The 19,892-nt window shown below is 46.5% G+C and carries 16 protein-coding genes and 1 pseudogene; 2 read left to right on the top strand and 15 right to left on the bottom strand.

What is annotated here, in order from left to right; genetic code table 11:
- The 8 genes from aroE to EXW93_RS03820 form a co-directional block, all read right to left on the bottom strand.
- The gene (gene aroE / locus EXW93_RS03855; RefSeq protein WP_035398421.1) at positions 1-789 is read right to left on the bottom strand and encodes a shikimate dehydrogenase; all 789 of its coding nucleotides are present in this window, start codon (positions 787-789) and stop codon (positions 1-3) included.
- On the bottom strand, positions 789-1,898 hold the full coding sequence (gene yqeH / locus EXW93_RS03850) for a ribosome biogenesis GTPase YqeH (RefSeq protein WP_023467421.1): 1,110 nt from the start codon (positions 1,896-1,898) through the stop codon (positions 789-791). The genes aroE and yqeH overlap by 1 nt, the downstream gene beginning before the upstream one ends.
- A 143-nt stretch (positions 1,899-2,041) precedes the next feature.
- The gene (locus EXW93_RS03845) at positions 2,042-2,626 is read right to left on the bottom strand and encodes a YqeG family HAD IIIA-type phosphatase (RefSeq protein WP_023467420.1); all 585 of its coding nucleotides are present in this window, start codon (positions 2,624-2,626) and stop codon (positions 2,042-2,044) included.
- A gap of 136 nt (positions 2,627-2,762) precedes the next feature.
- Positions 2,763-4,112, bottom strand: a complete 1,350-nt coding sequence (locus EXW93_RS03840; protein ID WP_023467419.1) for an ArsB/NhaD family transporter — start codon at positions 4,110-4,112, stop codon at positions 2,763-2,765.
- Between the two features lie 50 nt (positions 4,113-4,162).
- Positions 4,163-4,942, bottom strand: a complete 780-nt coding sequence (locus EXW93_RS03835; RefSeq protein ID WP_051353617.1) for a phosphatidylserine decarboxylase — start codon at positions 4,940-4,942, stop codon at positions 4,163-4,165.
- Positions 4,935-5,423, bottom strand: a complete 489-nt coding sequence (locus EXW93_RS03830; RefSeq protein WP_023467417.1) for a thioredoxin family protein — start codon at positions 5,421-5,423, stop codon at positions 4,935-4,937. The genes EXW93_RS03835 and EXW93_RS03830 overlap by 8 nt, the downstream gene beginning before the upstream one ends.
- A gap of 13 nt (positions 5,424-5,436) precedes the next feature.
- Positions 5,437-6,570 carry a beta-aspartyl-peptidase gene (gene iadA / locus EXW93_RS03825; RefSeq protein WP_055966962.1) on the bottom strand — a complete coding sequence of 378 codons (1,134 nt, stop codon included), beginning with the start codon at positions 6,568-6,570 and terminating at the stop codon, positions 5,437-5,439.
- A gap of 63 nt (positions 6,571-6,633) precedes the next feature.
- Positions 6,634-6,828, bottom strand: a complete 195-nt coding sequence (locus EXW93_RS03820; RefSeq protein ID WP_023467415.1) for a YjzD family protein — start codon at positions 6,826-6,828, stop codon at positions 6,634-6,636.
- 198 nt (positions 6,829-7,026) lie between these two features.
- On the opposite strand from EXW93_RS03820, the gene EXW93_RS03815 reads away from it, so the two are divergent.
- The gene (locus EXW93_RS03815) at positions 7,027-7,836 is read left to right on the top strand and encodes a Cof-type HAD-IIB family hydrolase (RefSeq protein WP_023467414.1); all 810 of its coding nucleotides are present in this window, start codon (positions 7,027-7,029) and stop codon (positions 7,834-7,836) included.
- A 50-nt stretch (positions 7,837-7,886) separates the two neighbouring features.
- On the opposite strand, the gene EXW93_RS03810 is transcribed toward EXW93_RS03815, so the two are convergent.
- The 7 genes and pseudogenes from EXW93_RS03810 to EXW93_RS03780 form a co-directional block, all read right to left on the bottom strand.
- Positions 7,887-8,738, bottom strand: a complete 852-nt coding sequence (locus EXW93_RS03810; protein ID WP_023467413.1) for a YitT family protein — start codon at positions 8,736-8,738, stop codon at positions 7,887-7,889.
- Between the two features lie 187 nt (positions 8,739-8,925).
- Positions 8,926-11,227: pseudogene (locus tag EXW93_RS03805) on the bottom strand (glycoside hydrolase family 65 protein).
- Between the two features lie 227 nt (positions 11,228-11,454).
- Positions 11,455-12,486, bottom strand: coding sequence for a LacI family DNA-binding transcriptional regulator (locus EXW93_RS03800; protein ID WP_035398727.1), 1,032 nt, complete (start codon positions 12,484-12,486; stop codon positions 11,455-11,457).
- Between the two features lie 34 nt (positions 12,487-12,520).
- Positions 12,521-14,044 carry an alpha-amylase family glycosyl hydrolase gene (locus EXW93_RS03795; protein ID WP_035398431.1) on the bottom strand — a complete coding sequence of 508 codons (1,524 nt, stop codon included), beginning with the start codon at positions 14,042-14,044 and terminating at the stop codon, positions 12,521-12,523.
- Between the two features lie 22 nt (positions 14,045-14,066).
- Positions 14,067-14,900, bottom strand: coding sequence for a sugar ABC transporter permease (locus EXW93_RS03790; RefSeq protein ID WP_023467409.1), 834 nt, complete (start codon positions 14,898-14,900; stop codon positions 14,067-14,069).
- 1 nt (position 14,901) lies between these two features.
- Positions 14,902-16,257: a carbohydrate ABC transporter permease gene (locus EXW93_RS03785; RefSeq protein WP_023467408.1), complete on the bottom strand. Its 1,356-nt coding sequence runs from the start codon at positions 16,255-16,257 to the stop codon at positions 14,902-14,904.
- A gap of 126 nt (positions 16,258-16,383) precedes the next feature.
- Entirely contained in the window at positions 16,384-17,640 is a 1,257-nt protein-coding gene (locus EXW93_RS03780) for an extracellular solute-binding protein (RefSeq protein ID WP_174316741.1), read from the bottom strand.
- 455 nt (positions 17,641-18,095) lie between these two features.
- Between EXW93_RS03780 and EXW93_RS03775 the strand changes: the two genes are divergently transcribed.
- Positions 18,096-19,883, top strand: coding sequence for a glycoside hydrolase family 13 protein (locus EXW93_RS03775; RefSeq protein WP_058265058.1), 1,788 nt, complete (start codon positions 18,096-18,098; stop codon positions 19,881-19,883).
- The last annotated feature ends 9 nt before the right edge of the window (positions 19,884-19,892 follow it).

Below are 19,892 nucleotides of genomic sequence, written 5' to 3'. Positions count from 1 at the left end.
TTAAAATTCCTCCAATTGCTTTCGTATCACCTGCTCGCCAAGTGCAAGGTCAGGTGCTTGTCCGGTGAAGCGTTCAAATGCTTCAGCCGCTTGTAAGACGAACATCGGGACGCCGTCAAGTGTGTCGAGACCTTTTTCGGTCGCTTCACGCAATAGACGGGTCGGCGTCGGTCGATAAATAATATCACAAATCAAGGCGTGCGTCTCCGTCAATTCGATCGGACGTGCCTCGATATGTGGCGCCATCCCGACAGAAGTCGTATTGATGATGACGTCGTAACTCGTTAAATCAAATGTTTCTTGCCATGGTAGAACGGTTGCTCCGAATTCATCGGCAACTGCCTTAGAGCGTTCTTCTGTACGATTCGTGATCGTCACATCTCCGGGCAACGCAGCAATGATGCCTCGCGCCGCACCGCCCGCACCAAGAACGAGCGTCTTTTGAAATGACGGACGACGTTCTATCAATGCGCGGACGAATCCGATTCCATCTGTATTCGCACCAATCAACTGCCCATCCTGCCGATATACCGTATTCACGGCGCCTGCTTTTTGAGCTGCCGGCTCTAGCCGATCCAGATACGGGATAATTGCTGTTTTATGTGGAATCGTCACATTGATTCCGTCTAGCTGATGTGTGCGTAATTTTGTAATGATTTGCGGCAATTGCTGCTCCGTTACATCGATGAGGTCATAACAGCCGAAAAGCCCAGCCGCTTCCAGCCAAGCTGTATGCAGCTCGGGTGAAAGTGAATGGGCAATCGGATGACCGATGACGGCAAAGCGCATCAGACGAGCGCCTCACGTAAGGATACAGCGACACCTTTCGGGGCATAAGCAGCGACACGTCCACCTTTTCCGTGAACCGCAACCCACCCGAGTCCACTGAAGACGATATCCGTCTTCATGTTGTCGCGGAGGCTGAATTCATGACGGACAAGCGGCGGTAGCATCTCCCGCGTCTTTTCGTTTGGCGGAGACAACAGCTCACCGTTGTGGTTCGCGTATAAATCGTCTGCTTTTTCAAGCTTCGTCCGGTGAACTTTCAATTCGTTCGACATGTAGATGACGAATGAACGCTTGTTCCCTTCCATATAGTCCAATCGTGCAAGACCTCCGAAGAAGAGTGTCTGTTGCGGATGGATTTGGAAGACTTGTGGCTTGATCTCTTTTTTCGGTGTGATCAGCTTCAAGTCCTTTGCATCAACATAGTGAGCCATCTGGTGATGATTGATGATCCCCGGTGTATCATACAGGTTACAGTTATCGTCGAGTGGAATGTCGATCAAGTCTAGTGTCGTTCCTGGGAAGTGACTGACCGTGATGACGGCTTCATCTTCTTCACCGAAGCGTTTGATGACTTGGTTGATCAGTGTCGATTTCCCGACGTTCGTACAACCAACGACATAGACGTCGCGACCTTTTCGATAATAATCGATTTTTTCAGCGAGTTCATCGACTCCGTGCCCTTTTTTCGCACTGATCAGATGAACGTCGACTGGACGTAATCCAAGTTCTTTCGATGCTTGACGCATCCAGTTCATGAGGCGGTTCGGGTTGAGTGACTTCGGTAATAAATCGGCTTTGTTCCCGACGAGTAAGACATCGTTTTTACCGACGAACCGATGTAAGCCCGGTAACCAACTTCCATTAAAATCGAAGATATCAACGATTTTAACGACAAGTGCATCTTTTTGACCGATTCCGTCTAAGATTTTAACGAAATCATCGTCCGATAACGATACATCTTGAATTTGATTGTAGTGCTTTAATTTAAAGCAACGTTGGCAAATGACCATTTCACGATCAAGTGCAGATTTAGGTGCGTATCCTGGTGCTTTCGTGTCTTCCGTTTGAATGGCGACACCACAGCCAGCGCAGTGGATTTCTTCGATCATATTATGTTGAGCCGCATGCGGGAACGATATCCCTTCTCTTTTCACCGTAGCGCCCTGCTCGCTACTCCAAGAGCGTAACTTCCGACCTCTCGCCGTACATGTTGCGACTGCTGCCTTCCCTTTCATCTACCGATCTGACAGGGTTATTGTTGCTTATCCTGACGAAGTGTTTCGATCGGATGCTCCAGTGCAGAAGGATCTTCCTTGACGCGTTGTGTCAATTTATAGATTCCTTTGCGTTTCATCCGGCGGAAAATGACACGTTCCATCAGGCGATTGAATTTCGTGACGACACCGTCCGTCTTAACGACAGGTTGAACGTGGATGACTTCGATTCCAACGGAGTTTGCACCGAGTACATCCGTGAAGAGTTGGTCTCCTAAGAAGACAACTTCCTTCGCGTGATAACCGAATTCCGTCAATGCCCGTTTAAACCCGATAGGAAGCGGTTTTCGAGCAGGCGCAATATAATGCAATCCGAGTGGATCCGCAAACTTCTTGACGCGGTCTCCGTTATTGTTCGATACGATGATGACGTCGAAACCATATTGATTATTCACCATATCCAGCCAAGCAACCAATTCGTCTGGAGCATCTGCGATATTCCATGCGACGAGCGTATTATCAAGATCGGTCAAAATCGCTTTGACACCGTTTCGTTTGAGCATTTCAAGGTCGATATCGTAGATCGAAGCCACGAAATGTTTCGGATAAAGTCGTTTGAACAAGAATAAAACCTCCAGATAATGGTCTAGCTCTATAGTTAAGTTTAAGAAACAGTTATGCTCTTATCGTTCGATTATAGCACAATCAGGTAGTAAGAGCGACGCACAAAAGAAAACGGAAGGCGGACCTTCCGTTTTCTTAGTAATACCGAATCCACAAATAGAGTTGGGATAGAATCAACGTCACAATCGTGATCGGTGCTCCGTAAATCAAAAAGCGCATATAGGTGAATTTTTCACCTTGTCGTGTCGCGAGACCCGCGACGATGACGTTCGCCGATGCACCGATCAATGTTCCGTTACCACCGAGACAGGCACCGAGTGCGAGGGACCACCATAATACGTCCACTTTCGCATCTGCTGGTGATAATCCAATTCCAGCAGCTACATCATTGATGAGTGGAATCATCGTCGCAACGAACGGGATATTATCGATCGTCGCACTGGCGATACCAGACAACCAAAGAACAGCAGTCGCTGTCGTCTGAATGTCACCGCCTGTCAAATCAATCGTCTTTTCAGCAAGGTAGCGAATGATACCTGCTTCTTGAATCCCGCCGACGAGCACGAATAGTCCAGCGAAGAAGAAGATCGTCGTCCATTCAACACGAGCAAAGATTCCTTCTAGCTGATGATCGTTTTCAATCGTCAGCAACATCAGGATTGTCGCTCCAAGAATCGCGATCGCCGGTGCTTCGAGATGGAGTCCGATGCGATCAAGCACCGGATGCAGTACGAACAGCGCAATCGTACTGACGAGGACGATACTGCTTCGTGCGACCAATTTTCGACTGACGATATAACTCTTCTCATCGATTTCCATCAGTTTCTGCCGATCTTCCGCTTCAACATGTAGTTGCTTCCGGAAGACGAAGTAAAGAATGCCGATCGTTACGACCGTGATGACGAGGATGATTGGTGCGAGATTCACTAAAAAGGCATTGAACGTCAAGTGTGGATTCGCAGCACCAATCATGATGTTCGGTGGATCCCCGATCAACGTTGCTGTTCCACCGATATTCGCAAATAGGACTTCTGCGAGCAAGAATGGAAACGGCGCGATCTTCAGTATCTTCGTAATCGAAAACGTGATTGGAACGATCAATAGAACCGTCGTGACGTTATCAAGGAATGCAGATCCGAGTGCTGTCAATGCGGACAGTAAAACCAATACCTTGATCGGATCACCTTTTGTCGTCTTCGCAGCACGGATCGCGATGTATTCGAACAAGCCAGATTGATTGGCAATCGTGACGAGAATCATCATCCCAATCAATAAGACGATTGTTCCCCACTCGATATATTCAAACAATGCAGTCTCGAGATCCACAATGCCGATGATGACCATCGCGAGCGCTCCAAGTAAGGCAACGATTGCTCGACTAATTTTTTCACTGATGATGAAGCCATAGGTCACTAAAAAAATAATGAGTGCGATATACGTTTGGACCTGCGTACTTCCGATTTCTGCTAATGCCAGTGCCGGCATGATTCATTCCTCCTAAATGTAAGGAGACGCCCATAACGGGCGCCTCGCTATCATGAATGCCATTGTCCGAGGCGTTGCCCCATTAAAACCGGTCCAATCGCTTGGCTGTCTAACGTCAATGCATCTTTCGGACAAATCAGGACGACCGTCGAACCGAATGAGAAGTATCCAAACTCATCCCCGCGACGAAGGTCCTTCGACTCGTTCGTCCGAACGATCGAGTTAACGTTCAGTGCACCGACCATGACATGTTCAAGTGCATGTTTCCCTTGGACGATGCGCGTCACGCGACGGTAATTACGTGTCAACGGGCGAAGCGCATGTGTAAGACCAATCTCATTCACCGGTGCCGAATCGCGACCGAGCGTATAGCTCGTCCGGACTGTTCCATCCATCGGCACATGAACCCGGTGATAGTTTTGCGGACTTAAGTAAAAGATCATCACACGTCCACCAACATATTGCTGTGCTTCATGATGGGAACCGAGTAACTCGGATACCGTATACGATTGTCCTTTGACAGTAAAGCGGCTATCAGCCGTCAAATCGTCAACGACAGACAATACACCGTCACACGGACTGACGAATGCACCTTCTGCTTGATCGATCGGTCGCATTTCCGGTTTGACATGACGAATGAAAACGTCATGTAAACTCGAATACGCTTCTAAATTCTGAGTCGCTTCTGTCATATTTAAATCGTATGCCTGAACGAACGGACGGATGAACGGACGACTGATACGGCTCATCGCAAACCGTTTCAGTTGTTTAGCAACAAGCGGGTGTCCATTTAATTCGAACACGCGAGAGTAAAACCATTTTTTAATCATTGAGATCACCAGATGATTCTTCTTTTGAGTCCTTTACGTCTTTTCCAGCGAAGAACTCTTTATAGCTGTCTTCTGTTTGTTCACCTGCTACGCGTCCGACTTCCTTACCGTCTTTAAAGTGAACGACCGTCGGTGTACCCTCGATGCCAAACGTGTCCCAAGCCGACTGTTCGACAGCAAGATCGATCTGTTCGAATGGAATGTCTTGTTTTTCACCAAGCGGAACGAGATATGGTTTTACTTTTTCACAGTGGACGCATCCCGTTTGATAGAAATACGTATAGAATTCATCACCGGATTTCACTTTATCTGCGACTTGTGTAGCCGTTAGATTGCCATTCTTCGATGCAGAATCTTCTCGATCCGTGAAGACGAGCAGTAACCCCCCAACCAATACGATCAAGGCGATGACTCCCGCTGTAATCCAATTCGCCTTGGATTGCGGTTTTTTCGTGTTTTTTCGTTTCGACTTCTTTGACACGTCTATCCCTCCGTCATTCTGGTATTAGCCATTTTTTCTGAATCATTATAGCATGACCATTCGCAAGAATCGTATCGATTTGCAAAGCGTCATCAATCAGTAACAGATCCGCTCGTTCTCCAACCGCGATTCGCCCGCCCGGTATACCATATGCATCCGCGACATGCCGCGTAATCGTCGCGATTGCCTGATCAAAAGCAACACCCTGCTCCACTGCATCGCGTACGGCTTGCATCAAGGAAGAGGGTTTTCCTGTATCAATTCGCACTAATCGACCTGCCTCATCAAACGCCGGAAGACTTGCGCCAGCATCGCTCGATATCGTGATCTGCTCGAGTGGAATTCCCGCTGCTAAAGCACGGGCGACAGCCTGTCCTGCTGGAATCTCGCCTTCCGCAATGAAAGTTTCCGTCGTACACGTCGTGAAATCGATCCGTCCTCCTCGTTTCGCCCAGGCAAGTCCCGCTTCAAAGATTCGTTCACTTCGGTTGATATGCGTCGGAAGGAATTGTCCGATGGGGAGGTCCGTCGTATCAATCACCTCATGTAACAGATCGAGCCCTTGTTTCCCGTCTCCGATATGGACGTTCATCGTTCCCGACACTCCTTTGACCATGCCGGCAATTCGGGCTTCTGACGCTAATCGCGCGAGTTCATGAGCCGTCGGTTGTGTCGATCGGTGATCGTTGATGGCAATCTCTCCGATGCCAATCACTTCATTGATGAGGACGATATCATGTCCTGTCGATTGCGTCAGAAAGACCGGCGGAACCATATAACTTCCGCTTAATAGAAAGGGACGGATACCAGATGCAGCATATCCCCGTATATGTGCCAGTAGATCGATTCCAGTTCGCGTCCAGCCGTCCGTTCCGAGCAATCCGACAACCGTCGTGACACCACCTTCGAATATGTCGCGAACAGTCAACGGTGCCGTTCGCGTGGCAAATCCGCCTTCTCCTCCTCCACCGATCGGATGTAAGTGTCCGTCGATGAATCCGGGGACTAGCCGTTTGTTGCGACCATCAATCCGGTGCGTAATCAGTGCTTCATCTATGGTGTAGGAACCGATTCCGATGATCTGGTTTCCTGCGATGTAGACATTTTGCGGCATCTCTTGCCACAGAACCTGTTCGATGACGATCATCAATCATTCCTCCTTAAGACAAAAAGCGAGCCTATCGCCCATATGACGACATCTCGCTTTTCCTTATTCTGCCTTAGTCCCTTGACCAAGACCTAAATCTTCATTGACGGCATCGAGTGCGAAGACGACAAGTGAAGTGACGACAGACATAGCTGTCGCGAATCCGAAGCTATACGTTACTGCATCAACTGCCGATACGATGAACACAGCCGTGTTCACGAGTAAGAATGACCAAAAGAATGTAACGAGAAAACGCATGATTTCCCCTCCGTTTCCATAACGTACTATAGAGTTATCCTACGATTTGTAGTATACCATTTTTTAATCCAAGCAACAGCTTTTCTCTAATTTTTTCAAGCGCTTTCTTTTCCTTGAAAAACTTAATCGTTTCATACGAAGGACAATCGCTTCATATGCTACAGTAGAATTAACGAAAAGAAAGCGGAGGATTTCATTATGACCCGTCACTTAATTGCTGTCGATCTCGACGGCACCCTTTTAAAAGATGATAAGACAATCAGCGCTGCGAATATCGCTGCGCTCCAGCGTGCGCGTGCGAACGGTCACGAAGTCGTCATCGCAACTGGACGACCATTTCGTCACGCCAGGAAATATTACGAACAGCTCGGTTTGACGACACCGATCGTTAATTTTAACGGTGGTCTCGTTCATCACCCGCAAGATAATCACTTTGAAGTCCAGCATCATCCGATTCCATTAAAAACTGTTCAACATATTTTAGAATCCGTCGCTGAGACGAAAACACAAAATATTGTCTGCGAAGTCACGGATCATGTCTATTTTCAATATGACCCAGTCGGCATTTACGAATTTTATACCGACCATGCCTTATCTGTCACGACCGGAGATTTACGAAAGCTGCTTCTTCACGAACCGACGTCTCTCTTGATTCACGCCAAAGGAGAACACGTCGACGAGATCCGCTCCGAACTATCTGGTATCCATGCTGAGACGGTACTCAATCGTCAATGGGTGAAGCCTGAATTCATGGTCGAAGTGATGCGAAAAGGTACAAGCAAAGCGGTCGGTCTTGCTCATATCGCACACCACCTTGGAATTGATTCGCGACAGATCGTTGCGTTCGGTGATGAGGAAAACGATTTAGAGATGATCGAGTATGCTGGACATGGTGTCGCGATGGGTAATGCCATCCCCGCGCTGAAGCATCTGGCAAACGGCACGACGAAGCGAAATGAGGATGACGGGATCGCGTATTACTTGAGACACGTTCTTGGACTCGCATGATAACAGATAAAAGGCACTTGCTGCATATCGCAGAGCAAGTGCCTTTTTCATTATCCTTTTCGGAAGTATCCGACGACCGAGTCCGTTGCGACGACGTTGATGAATACTGTCTCGTCCGCTTCCCGGCAAATTCGTTCAATGTCCCGCAATTCGTGACGCTCGATGACCATCATCAACGTCGCTTTTTCAGCTCGCGAATACGTTCCAATCGAAGGAATTTGCGTGATTCCTCGGATGATATGCTGATGCAAAGCCGTCGTGATGTCATCCGCATGATTCGTGACGATGAAGATCGTCAGACGCTGATTGCTCGTATGAATCTCATCGACGACCTTAGACGTCACGTAGATGAAGACGATCGTGTATAAAGCAGTCGACCAACCGAACAATGCGCCTGCTAATAATGCGATTAAGAAATTCAAGACGAACAGATACAAGCCGACACTACGATCGGAGAAACGAGCAAAGATGAGGGCAACGATATCGAAACCACCTGTCGAAGCACCGAACTTAATCGTTATACCGGTACCGATCGCAAGCAAGACCCCTCCAAACACTGCATTCAGTGTTTGATCACCTGGTATGACAGCATATTGAGGAATAAGACCAATGAAAATCGTCGTTGCCAATACCGAAACCAACGTAATGATTGTAAAACTCCGACCTAACATGATCCATGCGAGCACGATCAAAGGGATGTTCAACGCCAAGAACCAGACGTTTTCACCAAACGCAAATGCTGTATTTTGAAGGACTTGCGTCAAGATTTGGGCAAGTCCTGTAAATCCAGTCGAATAGACACCACTCGGAATCAAAAACCAGTTCATGGCAACGGCAATGACGAATCCCCCAATCGAAGCCACGATCACTTTTAACATACTTTCCTTTACTACTGCTGTCACACGCCGTTCTCCTCTCATTCATAACTATCTTGAAACACTTTAGCACATTCAAATGTCGTCGGATAGTCAAGATTTCCAAAGATTGATGTTCTTTTTCATGATGGCGTTTTCATTTGTGACAAAGGTGTCCTGCTTCTTGTTACACACAAAAAAAGAACCGACTCAAAAATCGGTTCTTTTTTCTCTCTTATACTGTCATCGAAGCAGGAACTGTAATCTGTCCTCCTGCCGGAACTTCAACAGTTGTTCCATGAACGTTTAAGCTGAATGCTTCGCCTTCTGTTTGGGCGATTTCGACGGCATTTGGCTGTACATGGACATGGATATGATGACCGCGCCATTGCATCCGGAACGTATAGCTCGTCCAGCCTTTTGGCAACATCGGCTTGAAGGATAACGTATCGTTCGCCACCCGTAATCCAGCGAATCCGTGGACGATCGACATCCATGATCCAACCATCGACGTGATGTGTAACCCGTCTTCCGTATCATTGTTGTAGTTGTCAAGATCAAGTCGTGCTGAGCGTTGGTACAGTTCGACCGCTTTTTCCTCATAACCGACTTCCGCCGCAATGATTGAGTAGATACATGGTGATAATGACGATTCATGAACCGTGCGTGGTTCATAGAAATCGAAGTTCGCTTTTTTCTCTTCTACACTGAATCGATCCGTCAAGAAGTAAAGACCTTGTAAGACATCTGCTTGTTTAATGAAGACAGAGCGAAGGATCCGGTCCCATGACCAATTCTGGTTTAGCGGAAGATGTTTTGGATCGAGGTCAGCGACCAAGATTTGTTCCTTATCCATGAAGCCATCCTGTTGCATGAAGATTCCTGGTGCTGCCTCATCTTTTGGATAATACATCTTCGCATCGATATCTGCCCACTTCGCCAGCTCCTCATCCGTCAACGCTAATTGATGCATAAGTTCTTGCAGACGTTCTGGCTCTTCTTGTGCCAAATGACGGTGGACGGTCTGCGTATATTCGAGACACCATGCCGCAATCAGGTTCGTATACCAGTTGTTGTTGACGTTGTTCTCGTATTCGTTTGGTCCCGTCACGCCAAGAATCATATAGACGTCCTTATGCGCGACGTAATTGACACGGCTTGCCCAGTAGCGAGAAATCTCGACTAATACTTCAAATCCGTATTGTCCGAGGTACGATGTGTCTCCCGTGTAATTCGTGTAATTATAAATCGCATGCGCGATTGCACCGTTCCGGTGAATTTCTTCATGTGTGATTTCCCACTCGTTGTGACACTCTTCTCCGTTCATCGTTACCATCGGATAAAGTGCACCCTTCATGCCGACATTCTTATCCGCATTTTCTTTTGCTTGCGGTAATTGATTGTGGCGATACTTGAGTAAATTCCAAGCCACTTCCGGTTTCGACGTCGCAAGGTAGAAGTTCAAGCAGTACGCTTCTGTATCCCAATACGTCGCACCACCATACTTCTCGCCCGTGAATCCTTTTGGTCCGATATTCAGGCGTGAATCTTCACCTGTGTAGGTCTGGAACATATGGAAGATGTTGAAACGAATCCCTTGCTGTGCCTCGACATCACCTTCAATTTTCACGTCCGCTTCTTCCCAGTGGTGCAACCACGCTGCTTCATGTGTCGCAAGCAATGGTTCAAAGCCTGATTCGAATGCGACGTGAACCCGTTTCATCGCTTGCTCCAGTAACGCATCGATGTCATGGTCACGATTCGTTACGAGTGCGACGAATTTTTCGACTGTGACACCCTCACCTACTGCGGCTTGTTTCGTGAAACGATTCGCGACGTACTGCGTATTGCCATCGACGACCTCACACCGTGCGCCTTCGACGTCCGTGATCATCGCTGCCGTCACATGCCAATCGAGCTTTTTCGTTTTGTGATGTGACATAACCAAACCGTTCTTCAATTCCGTGTTCGACAGGAAGCCAGAACTTCTCGTCATAGTTCGAGTCTTCATTTTCAACATCTGCATCGAGATACGATTCAATGACGATTTCTGCTTCAAAATTGACAGGCGTCACCGTATATTGCAAGGCAGCGATTTCTTTATCGACGATCGAGAAGAAACGCTTGGATTCGATCTTGGTCTCTTCTACACCATTCTTCAATAGCATCGTCCGTGTCAACACACCGTGTTGCATATCAAGTTCGCGTTTGAAGTCGATGACTTCCCACGTGTTCAAGTCAACAGCTTTTCCGTTGACGGATACTTTCAATCCCATGATATTGACAGCATTGAGTACTTTCGCGAAGTACTCCGGATAACCGTTTTTCCACCAGCCGACACGTGTCTTATCCGGATAGTAAACACCTGCGACATACATGCCTTGATGCGTGTCCCCTGTGTATTCTTCTTCAAACGTCCCGCGCATTCCCATATGACCGTTTCCGATCGATGTCATCGATTCTGCCAATCGATTATCTTCTGGATGAAAACCAAGCTCTGTAATTTTCCACTCATTGACCTCAAAAAGTCGTTTCATCGTCAAGTCGCTCCTTTTTATGCTACGCATGTCGGTCACCCTGATCATGTAAGCGTTTCATCTATACTATACATTCTTTATTGTACACATAAAAAGCATCAATGCAATCGTTTGCACGAAAATAAATTTCTTTTTCTGCAACCGCTTCCTTTTACTAGAAATCGATAGCCATTTGAATCAAAAAAAGTCTATTTTCAAACCAATCGGCTTAAAAATAGACTATCATTTCATGCTTCAGATTTTCCGCCACAAGACTGACGGACGACGAGATAATGCGGAACGATGACGCGTTTTCCATAAGGGGTCGCATCTTCATTGATTTGTTCAATCAAACAATTCGTCGCTTCAAAACCAAGTCCAAAAATATTGATTTCAACAGAAGTCAACGGTGGGCTTGAGAATTCTGCGATGAACAAGTTATTGAAACTGACGACGGCCATTTGATCCGGCACACCGATACCCATCTCATTCAGTGTACTCATGACACCAAGTGCCATCATATCGTCACTAACGACGACAGCCGTAGGCGGATGTTCAAGCGACATCAGTCGCTTGACTGCCTCAGCTCCTCCTGTCGTCATGAATGGTGCACTGACGATGTAGGACTCTTGAATCGGAATGCCCTCTTCCATGAGAGCCGTCTTGTAGCCACCGACACGCTCTTGCGTCACAGCTAGGTCCTGTGCGCCTCCTACGAATGCGATACACTCATGCCCAAGTTGATGCAAGTACTTCGTCACTTCGCGACCGGCTAGATAATTATCCGTATCGACATACGTGACATGTGATGAATCACTGAATGGTTTTCCGACGACAACGAACGGAAACTTCGAGTCTTGTAGAAATTGAACGACTTTGTCATCCGTACGGGAATACAGTACGACGACACCATCGACACGACGGCCCTGAACCATCGAGACGACACCTTCATATACTTCTTCTTCCGAGACACCTGTCGTCATATAGAGCGAATATCCATTTTGATGCGCTTTTGTACTGATTCCTCGAATGACCTCCGAAAAGAACGGGTTTTGTAGTGTTTTCGTTGCAGCACTTGGCATGACGAGACCGATCGCCTGTGTCGTTCGATTCGCTAGACTGCGTGCATGAACGTTCGGATAATATCCGAGCTCATCCATCGCCTGCCGCACCCGTTCCTTCGTCTTTTGACTGATGCGTGAACTATTCGCAATGACGCGTGATACCGTCGAGGGTGCGACATTCGCTTCCCGTGCTACATCCTTGATTGTTACCTGCATCCCCTTCACCTCACATTTCCCCTAGTTAAGTATTTTATTTTGTTTGACGTTGCATGCGTTTACGATGAACGAGAAGAAGTATGAGCGCTAAAATCGGAGCAATCGCACCAATTGCGATGATCGACCACCAGTTGACTTGTGACTTTTCGATGACATAGCTGTTCGCACTATTTGCATCAAGCGTGATCTCATAGGCGTCACCATCTTGACGCACCAAGTCTGAGAATAAAAGTCCTCTTAGACGCTGATCATCACCGATTTCTTTCGCAGACACGCGTAAGCTCGTCTTTTTTTCTCCAAGATTAATCGCGTAAACGACTTGTTGTTGTTTCGTCTCCCGTGAGTAGACTGCCATATGATCGGTTTTTGCGATCAAGCGTTGCTTCCCTGTTGCAAACGCTGGGTAGTCCTGACGCATCTCGTTCAACGTTTTTACGTACTGTTGCATCTTCTTGTTTTGATCAAATGTCATCATCATCCGGTTTCCAGGATCCTCGCCACCTGGCATCGCCACCTCTGTTCCTTGGTAGACGATCGGCATCCCCGGGGCAGCATAGAGTGCGAACAGCGCCAACCGAAGCTGCCGTTCCTCTTCGTCTGCTCCACCAATCTTTGCTTCCGTGATGAAGCGCTTGACATCATGATTATCAATGAAGGTTGCAAGTCCCTTGGCATTCGGATTAAACGTAGTATCTCGATTATAAACTGAATCGAGCTCTTCCGCTGAACCATTTTTGCGGGCAAACTGATCCTTGACTCCATAATAAAACGGGAAGTTCGTCACGGAATCAAAACCTAATTTTGAATAGGACGCGATTTTTCGCGGATCTCCATCGAATACTTCAGCCAACAAGAATAAGTCTGGATGCTTTTCTTTGACTGCTGGGATAAACGTTTCCCAAAATGAGGCTGGCACATGGCGAACTGTATCGAGCCGGTATCCGTCTATACCCGTTTCATCGACCCAGTAGTTCGCGACATCAACTAAATAATCGACGACTTCTGGATTTTCCGTATTGAAGTCCGGTAAATCGAACAGCCAGTTATTCTCGACTTCCGACGGGTTATTCCAGTTCATGATCGGTTGATTTTTATGGAACCACTCCGGTTTTTCTTTCACCATCGGATGATTTGGTCCTAAATGATTGACGACAAGATCAAGGACGACCTTGATATCCCGTTTATGCGCTTCTTTGACGAGACGTTTAAACTCTTCCTTTGTTCCGAAGTGCGGATCAATCTCGTAATAATCATCCGTCCAGTATCCATGATAACCGTTCGGACGGTTCTTAAAGATCGGCGTTAACCAAATCGAAGTGAATCCCTTTTCCTTGATGTAATCGAGACGTTTCGTCACGCCTGCTAAATCGCCACCTTGGAACGCTTTTGGATTTTCAGGATCCGCCTCTTTATCATTACTCGGATCGCCATTCTCGAACCGGTCGACCATGATGAAATACATTCGTTCTTTTTCCCAACCTGCTGCTTCACCCGTCATCGGTTGAAGCCCGATAGACAAGAGAAGCGGCAAGAGGAGAAGCATTATGCCTCGTCTCATGCCGCTGATTTCCCCCTTATGATTATCCTTTTGTTCCACCAGCCGTCAATCCAGACACGAAGAAGCGCTGGAATGCGAAGAAGAGAAGAACGATTGGAACTGCTGATAATACGGCACCTGCCGCAAATAACGTGAAGTTATTGTCGAACTGCTCCGACACCATGTTGTACAACCCGACCGCAAGTGTCTGTTTCTCAGGAGAACGCAGGACGAGCGATGCTAAAATGAAGTCGTTGAATGGTGCCATGAAGTTGAACAACGCGATGACGGCGACCATCGGTTTTGCGAGCGGTAAGATGATTTGCCAGAAGATTCGTAAGTGACCGGCACCATCCATCCGTGCCGCCTCATCGAGTTCTTTTGGAATCGTATCAAAATATCCTTTTGCAAGATACGTATTCATTGGAATCGCTCCACCCGAGTAGAGTAGGATAAGCGCCAGATGCGTATCAAACAATTCTAACATATTAAGCAAGACATAAATCGCAATAATGGCAACGAATTGCGGTACCATCTGCAACACGAGGAACAAGATCAGTGAATTTTTCCGACCGACGAAGCGATAGCGTGAAAAAATGTATCCTGTTAACGTGATTAGAGCGACGGAGACGACCATCGTGATGACGGCAATCTTGATTGTGTTTAAATACCACATGCCATAATCCGTTTTTGATGGATCGAACAAATCGAAGTAGTGAATCAAAGTCGGATTACTTGGGAAGATATCCGATGTAATACTTTTCCCTGGGTTAAGTGAAGTACCAACGACCCAAAGGAGTGGATAGACGATAATGATGGAGGCGACCGTCAAAATGAGATATGACAACGCCATGTTGATTCGGTTTTGTTTTCTCATATTAGATCATATCCTCATCTTTGAATGATTTTGAACGCTTGAACTGAATGACGGCAATCGTCATGATGAAGAACGACAACACAAGCGTGATCGCTGCTGCGAATCCATACTGCGGGTTCGCGCCAAGCGACAATTTGTAAATCCACGAAATCAAGATATCCGTTCCACCGGCCGATTGACCCGGCACTGCCGGTCCACCGTTGTTGAAGAGATAGATGATATTGAAGTTATTGAAGTTGAACGTATACTGCGTGATCAAGATCGGTGCTGTTGCGAAAAGAATCATCGGCAATGTGATCAAGCGGAACTTCTCTCCTGCTGTCGCTCCGTCGATTGTTGCTGCCTCATAAAGATCTTCTGGTATCGACTGCAAGATTCCCGTCGTCAGTGTCATGATGTATGGGAAACCTAACCACCACTGAATCCCGATCAAAGCAAGCTTCGTATACGTCGGATCTGTCATCCAGTCGACACCGTCAGTAAGACCGATCGCTGGTAACAATGTCGTATTGAAGACACCGAATGTCTCATTGAACATCGAGCGGAAGATCAAAATCGTGATGAAGGCTGGTACTGCCCATGACAGGATCAAGATGGAACGGAAGAACCGTTTTCCTTTGAGTCCTTTTTGGTTCAGCAAGACTGCAAGTCCGATACCGATTGCGATGACACCTGTCGTCGAAGCGACGGTCCAGACAAGCGTCCAACCAAGAACGCTGACGAATGTATCGCGGAAAATATCAACCGTAAAGATATTCAAGAAGTTTTGAATCCCGATCCAGTCGACCAGCTTTGCTGGAGGCGAGTTGTTGAACTTATAGTTCGTAAAAGCAATTAAGAAAGTAAAGATCAACGGTAAGACGACTGTGAACACTAAAAGTACTAACGAAGGAATCAACATCGCATACGGGAATCCATTATCGCGGAAGTTCCGTAGTTGCATCTTCAAGGAAGGTACTTCGAGGTTCATGTCGCGCAACTTACCGATTCGATACGCATCGATAAAGTTCCAGACGTAAATGGCGATACCAAAGACAAGTAAAATCAAGGCAATGATGCCCTCGACCATTAGAAAGATCGAGTGATCCCCCCTTACGCCTGGTACCTCACCGAGTGTAATCAAGCCCCAGATCGCTCCGCGATCGCCAGGACCATTTCCGGCTCCTTTGAAGAACAGTTCAAAGTTGACGAGAAAATATGATAGTACGACGACAAAAAATGTCGCGCCTTTAAGGAATTGTTTATTGTATAGTTGTCCTACTCCTGGAATGATCGACATCAGCGCCGCAATCGTGCGGTGGTTCGTCTTTTTTTCAGGCGTTGGATTCGTCGGGTGTGGTGTTGCAATCGCAGCCATCGTCCGTTCTCCTTTCCAAAGGTCATGTCTGACCTCAGGCTTCTCTTCCAACCATAAAGATGAGGGGGAATCCAAGATCCCCCTCTCTTTATCTCTTTTTCATGGATTCACGCGTTCCATTTACGCTTATTGATTGTTAGCTTCGATTTGTTGCTTGATTTGTTTGACAGCATCATCAGCTGATTTTTGTGCGTCTTGTTTGTTTGTTGCAACAAGCTGGAGTGCTGCTGCCATTGGTTCCCAAACTTGACCCATCTCAGCGATGTTCGGCATTGGCACACCGTTTTGTGATTGTGCGAAGACTGCTGCTGCGACTTCGTTATCCTTGATTGCTGCATCTTCTTGAAGCGCAGTGACTGGTGGGATCTCATTGTATTTTTCGAACATTGCTTTCGCGTTCTCTTCACCAGTGAGTGATGCCAAGAACTTCTCAGCCCACTCTGCATTTTCCGAGTATGCTGAAATCGCGTATGTTTTTACACCAACGAATGTTTTAATCGGCTCACCGTTTGGAAGTTTCGGAAGAGCTGAAGCTCCGAGGTTGATGCCTTTTTCTTTATAGCTCGCAACTGCCCATGGACCGTTCATGACAGCAACAGCTTTTTTATCGCCGAAGAGTTGGTCAAGTGCTTGACCACCGCCACCACCGATAAGACCTTTCGGGAAGAGACCTTCTTTGTACCACTTGCCGATGTAATCCATACCTTCGACAGCACCTTTGTTGTTCAAGCCGATATCTGCTGGATCCAATTTGCCACCGTTGTCTTTGAAGACATATCCGCCGTAGCCACCAATTGGACCGTGTGCGAAGTAGAAGTTATCCCAAAGCGCGAGGAATCCGTATTTGCCGTCTTTCTTTTGCTCTGTTGAGATCTTGTACAGATCGTCCATTGAAGCTGGTGCTTCTTTTAATTCATCTTTATTGAAAAGGAGGATTGGTGTTTCAACTGCTTTCGGATATCCGTAGACTTTACCGTCAAACGTTACTGCTGATTTCGCTGTATCGATGAATGGCTCAAGTGCTTTTTCGCCATCCTTGAGCTCTGCGATCAAGCCTTGGTCAACGACTGTACCGATTTGGTCGTGTGGAAGAAGCATGATATCCGGTCCTTTACCTGCTGGTCCGTCAAGTGCTACTTTCTTCTGCTGATCTGTCATCTTAACTTCTTTGACTTCGACTTTGACGCCTTCTTTTTCTTCGAACGCTTTAGCTGCTGCTTTAGTCGTTTCAGCTTTTTCAGTGTCTTCCCAGATGACGATCTTGCTTGGTTTTTTACTACCTGAATCTGAAGATGATGATTCAGAGTCTGATCCACCGCCACATGCTGCAAGTGCACCGATTGCCATGACAGATACAGAGAGACCTGCTACGAATTTTTTCATTTCCATGATTGAAATTTCCTCCCCAAGTTAACTTATGAATGATAAGTTTTAATGCACAACGTTTGCATAAAGGCACAACCATTTTCTCATGATAACAACCGAGTGGTTGTAAGCGTTTTATGAAAACGTTTGCATCACCTTTACATTTTTATTATACAATCTAAAATCCTTTTGACAAGTCCTTTTATTCAATTATTTTCTTACATTTCAAAAACTTTTTATTTTTGATTTCATTATTTGAATCAAATGCTAGATAGAATAAGTGCATAAAAAGAAAACGTTTTCATTTTTATTGTTTGCACAACATGATGCAAACGATTGCATCATACTCTCGACTTTTATCAGGAATCCTTGATTTCACGGGATTGGAATTGACTTTAAGAAAGCGCTTTACTATTCTTAGGTCGAAGACATAATCAATATGATGCAAGCGATTGCGTTAAGGAGTGACTGCCATGTTCAAAGAAGCTGTGTTTCACCGTGCGATGTCTCCGTTCGTCTATAAATATGATGAGCGAACAATCCACATCCGTTTACAAACGAAAAAAAATGACGTTGATCGCGTCGATTTGATATGGGGCGATCCATACGATTGGCATACTGAAAATCCGGATGCTGCCGATTGGAACTTCGATCCCTCAAAATCAAACTACTGGAATACATTTGAAACACCGATGAAGCGAAGTGGATCAGATGAGTTATACGATTATTGGTTCATCGATGTCGTACCTCCCTTCCGTCGTCTACGATATGGTTTCCGTCTCCATGACGGTTCAACGAGTCATGTATTCACGGAACGTGGATGGTTCGACGAAAAACCGCTCGATGATACTGGCTACTATTTCTGCGTTCCTTTTCTTAATGCAGTCGACGTATTCACTGCACCAGATTGGGTCCAGGATACGGTTTGGTATCAAATCTTCCCAGATCGCTTCGCAAATGGCGATACGACGAATGATCCAGCTGGTACACTCCCATGGAATAGTACAGCACCGACGACGACGAATCTTTTCGGTGGAGATTTCCAAGGGGTCATCGATCACATCGATTATCTCGTTGAACTTGGTATCACTGGTATTTACTTCTGCCCTATCTTCTTGGCGAAATCGAATCATAAATATGACACAATCGATTACTTAGAAATTGATCCGCAGTTCGGTACGAAAGAGAAATTCAAGGAAATGGTCGATTTGTTACACGCACATGGCATTCGTATCATGCTAGATGCCGTTTTCAATCATGCCGGCTTCCACCACAAAGCATTCGCTGATATTCGTGAACATGGTAGTCGTTCCACCTATAAAGAATGGTTCCATCTGCGTGATTTCCCACTCGTGACCGAGCCGCTACCGAACTACGATACATTTGCTTTCGTACCTGAGATGCCGAAATTCAATACCGAGAACGATGAAGTAAAGTCATACTTACTCCATGTCGCCCGCTATTGGGTCGAAGAATTCGGAATCGATGGCTGGCGACTCGACGTCGCCAACGAGGTTGATCACGCATTTTGGCGTGATTTCCGTCAAGTCGTCAAGGAAGTCAACCCTGACACGTATATCCTTGGTGAAATTTGGCATGACTCACAGGAATGGTTGCTCGGTGACCAGTTTGACGCCGTCATGAACTATCCATTTACGAATGCCGCTTTGAACTTCTTTGCCTTAGATAAGACTAAAGCAAGCTCGTATGCGAACGATATGTCGCATGTGTTGTTCTCAAACACGATGAATGTCAATGAAGTGACCTTCAATCTAATCGGATCACACGATACACCGCGTGCGTTGACGCGTGCTGGCAATAACAAACAGAAGCTTCGTCTTCTCTTGTTATCAATGTTGACGTTCTCAGGTAGTCCCGTCATCTATTATGGTGATGAAATCGGTCTCGATGGCGATCAAGATCCAGGCTGCCGAAAATGTATGCCATGGGATCCAGAGGAGCAGGATCAAGAGTTATTCGCCTATACGCGACACTTGTTACAGCTTCGAAAGCAACATAAGACTCTTGCGAACAAAGGACATATCTCTTTCGTTCATGCGAATGATGAGACGAATACAATCATCATGCGTCGCATGAGCCCGGAAGGATTGTATTATATCTACTTCAACAATTCAGATGTTCCTGTTTCATTGACCGCTCCACAAGCTGGTCGAGGGCTTGATTTATTGACGAACACGCACCAACAGACACTTGATGTCTCTCTCCCTGCGTATTCTGGAACGATCGTTCAAGTCTTATAACCATCTAAA

Origin of the sequence: Exiguobacterium sp. JMULE1 (assembly GCF_013337175.1) — a bacterium.
Classification (GTDB): domain Bacteria; phylum Bacillota; class Bacilli; order Exiguobacteriales; family Exiguobacteriaceae; genus Exiguobacterium_A; species Exiguobacterium_A indicum.
Note: the sequence above shows the minus strand (reverse complement) of the source record. Positions and strands in the feature narration are given on the sequence as shown.

Bases quoted from the DNA above. Each gene is read 5' to 3' on its own strand.
- EXW93_RS03820 (WP_023467415.1), bottom strand. From the start codon at position 6,828: ATGCGTTTTCTCGTTACATTCTTTTGGTCATTCTTACTCGTGAACACG.
- EXW93_RS03835 (WP_051353617.1), bottom strand. From the start codon at position 4,942: ATGATTAAAAAATGGTTTTACTCTCGCGTGTTCGAATTAAATGGACAC.
- iadA (WP_055966962.1), bottom strand. From the start codon at position 6,570: ATGATCGTCATCGAACAGGTTCTGTGGCAAGAGATGCCGCAAAATGTC.
- EXW93_RS03800 (WP_035398727.1), bottom strand. From the start codon at position 12,486: ATGCAGGTAACAATCAAGGATGTAGCACGGGAAGCGAATGTCGCACCC.
- EXW93_RS03815 (WP_023467414.1), top strand. From the start codon at position 7,027: ATGACCCGTCACTTAATTGCTGTCGATCTCGACGGCACCCTTTTAAAA.
- aroE (WP_035398421.1), bottom strand. From the start codon at position 789: ATGCGCTTTGCCGTCATCGGTCATCCGATTGCCCATTCACTTTCACCC.
- EXW93_RS03840 (WP_023467419.1), bottom strand. From the start codon at position 4,112: ATGCCGGCACTGGCATTAGCAGAAATCGGAAGTACGCAGGTCCAAACG.
- EXW93_RS03775 (WP_058265058.1), top strand. From the start codon at position 18,096: ATGTTCAAAGAAGCTGTGTTTCACCGTGCGATGTCTCCGTTCGTCTAT.
- yqeH (WP_023467421.1), bottom strand. From the start codon at position 1,898: ATGATCGAAGAAATCCACTGCGCTGGCTGTGGTGTCGCCATTCAAACG.
- EXW93_RS03795 (WP_035398431.1), bottom strand. From the start codon at position 14,044: ATGAGACGAGGCATAATGCTTCTCCTCTTGCCGCTTCTCTTGTCTATC.
- EXW93_RS03790 (WP_023467409.1), bottom strand. From the start codon at position 14,900: ATGAGAAAACAAAACCGAATCAACATGGCGTTGTCATATCTCATTTTG.
- EXW93_RS03780 (WP_174316741.1), bottom strand. From the start codon at position 17,640: ATGAAAAAATTCGTAGCAGGTCTCTCTGTATCTGTCATGGCAATCGGT.
- EXW93_RS03785 (WP_023467408.1), bottom strand. From the start codon at position 16,257: ATGGCTGCGATTGCAACACCACACCCGACGAATCCAACGCCTGAAAAA.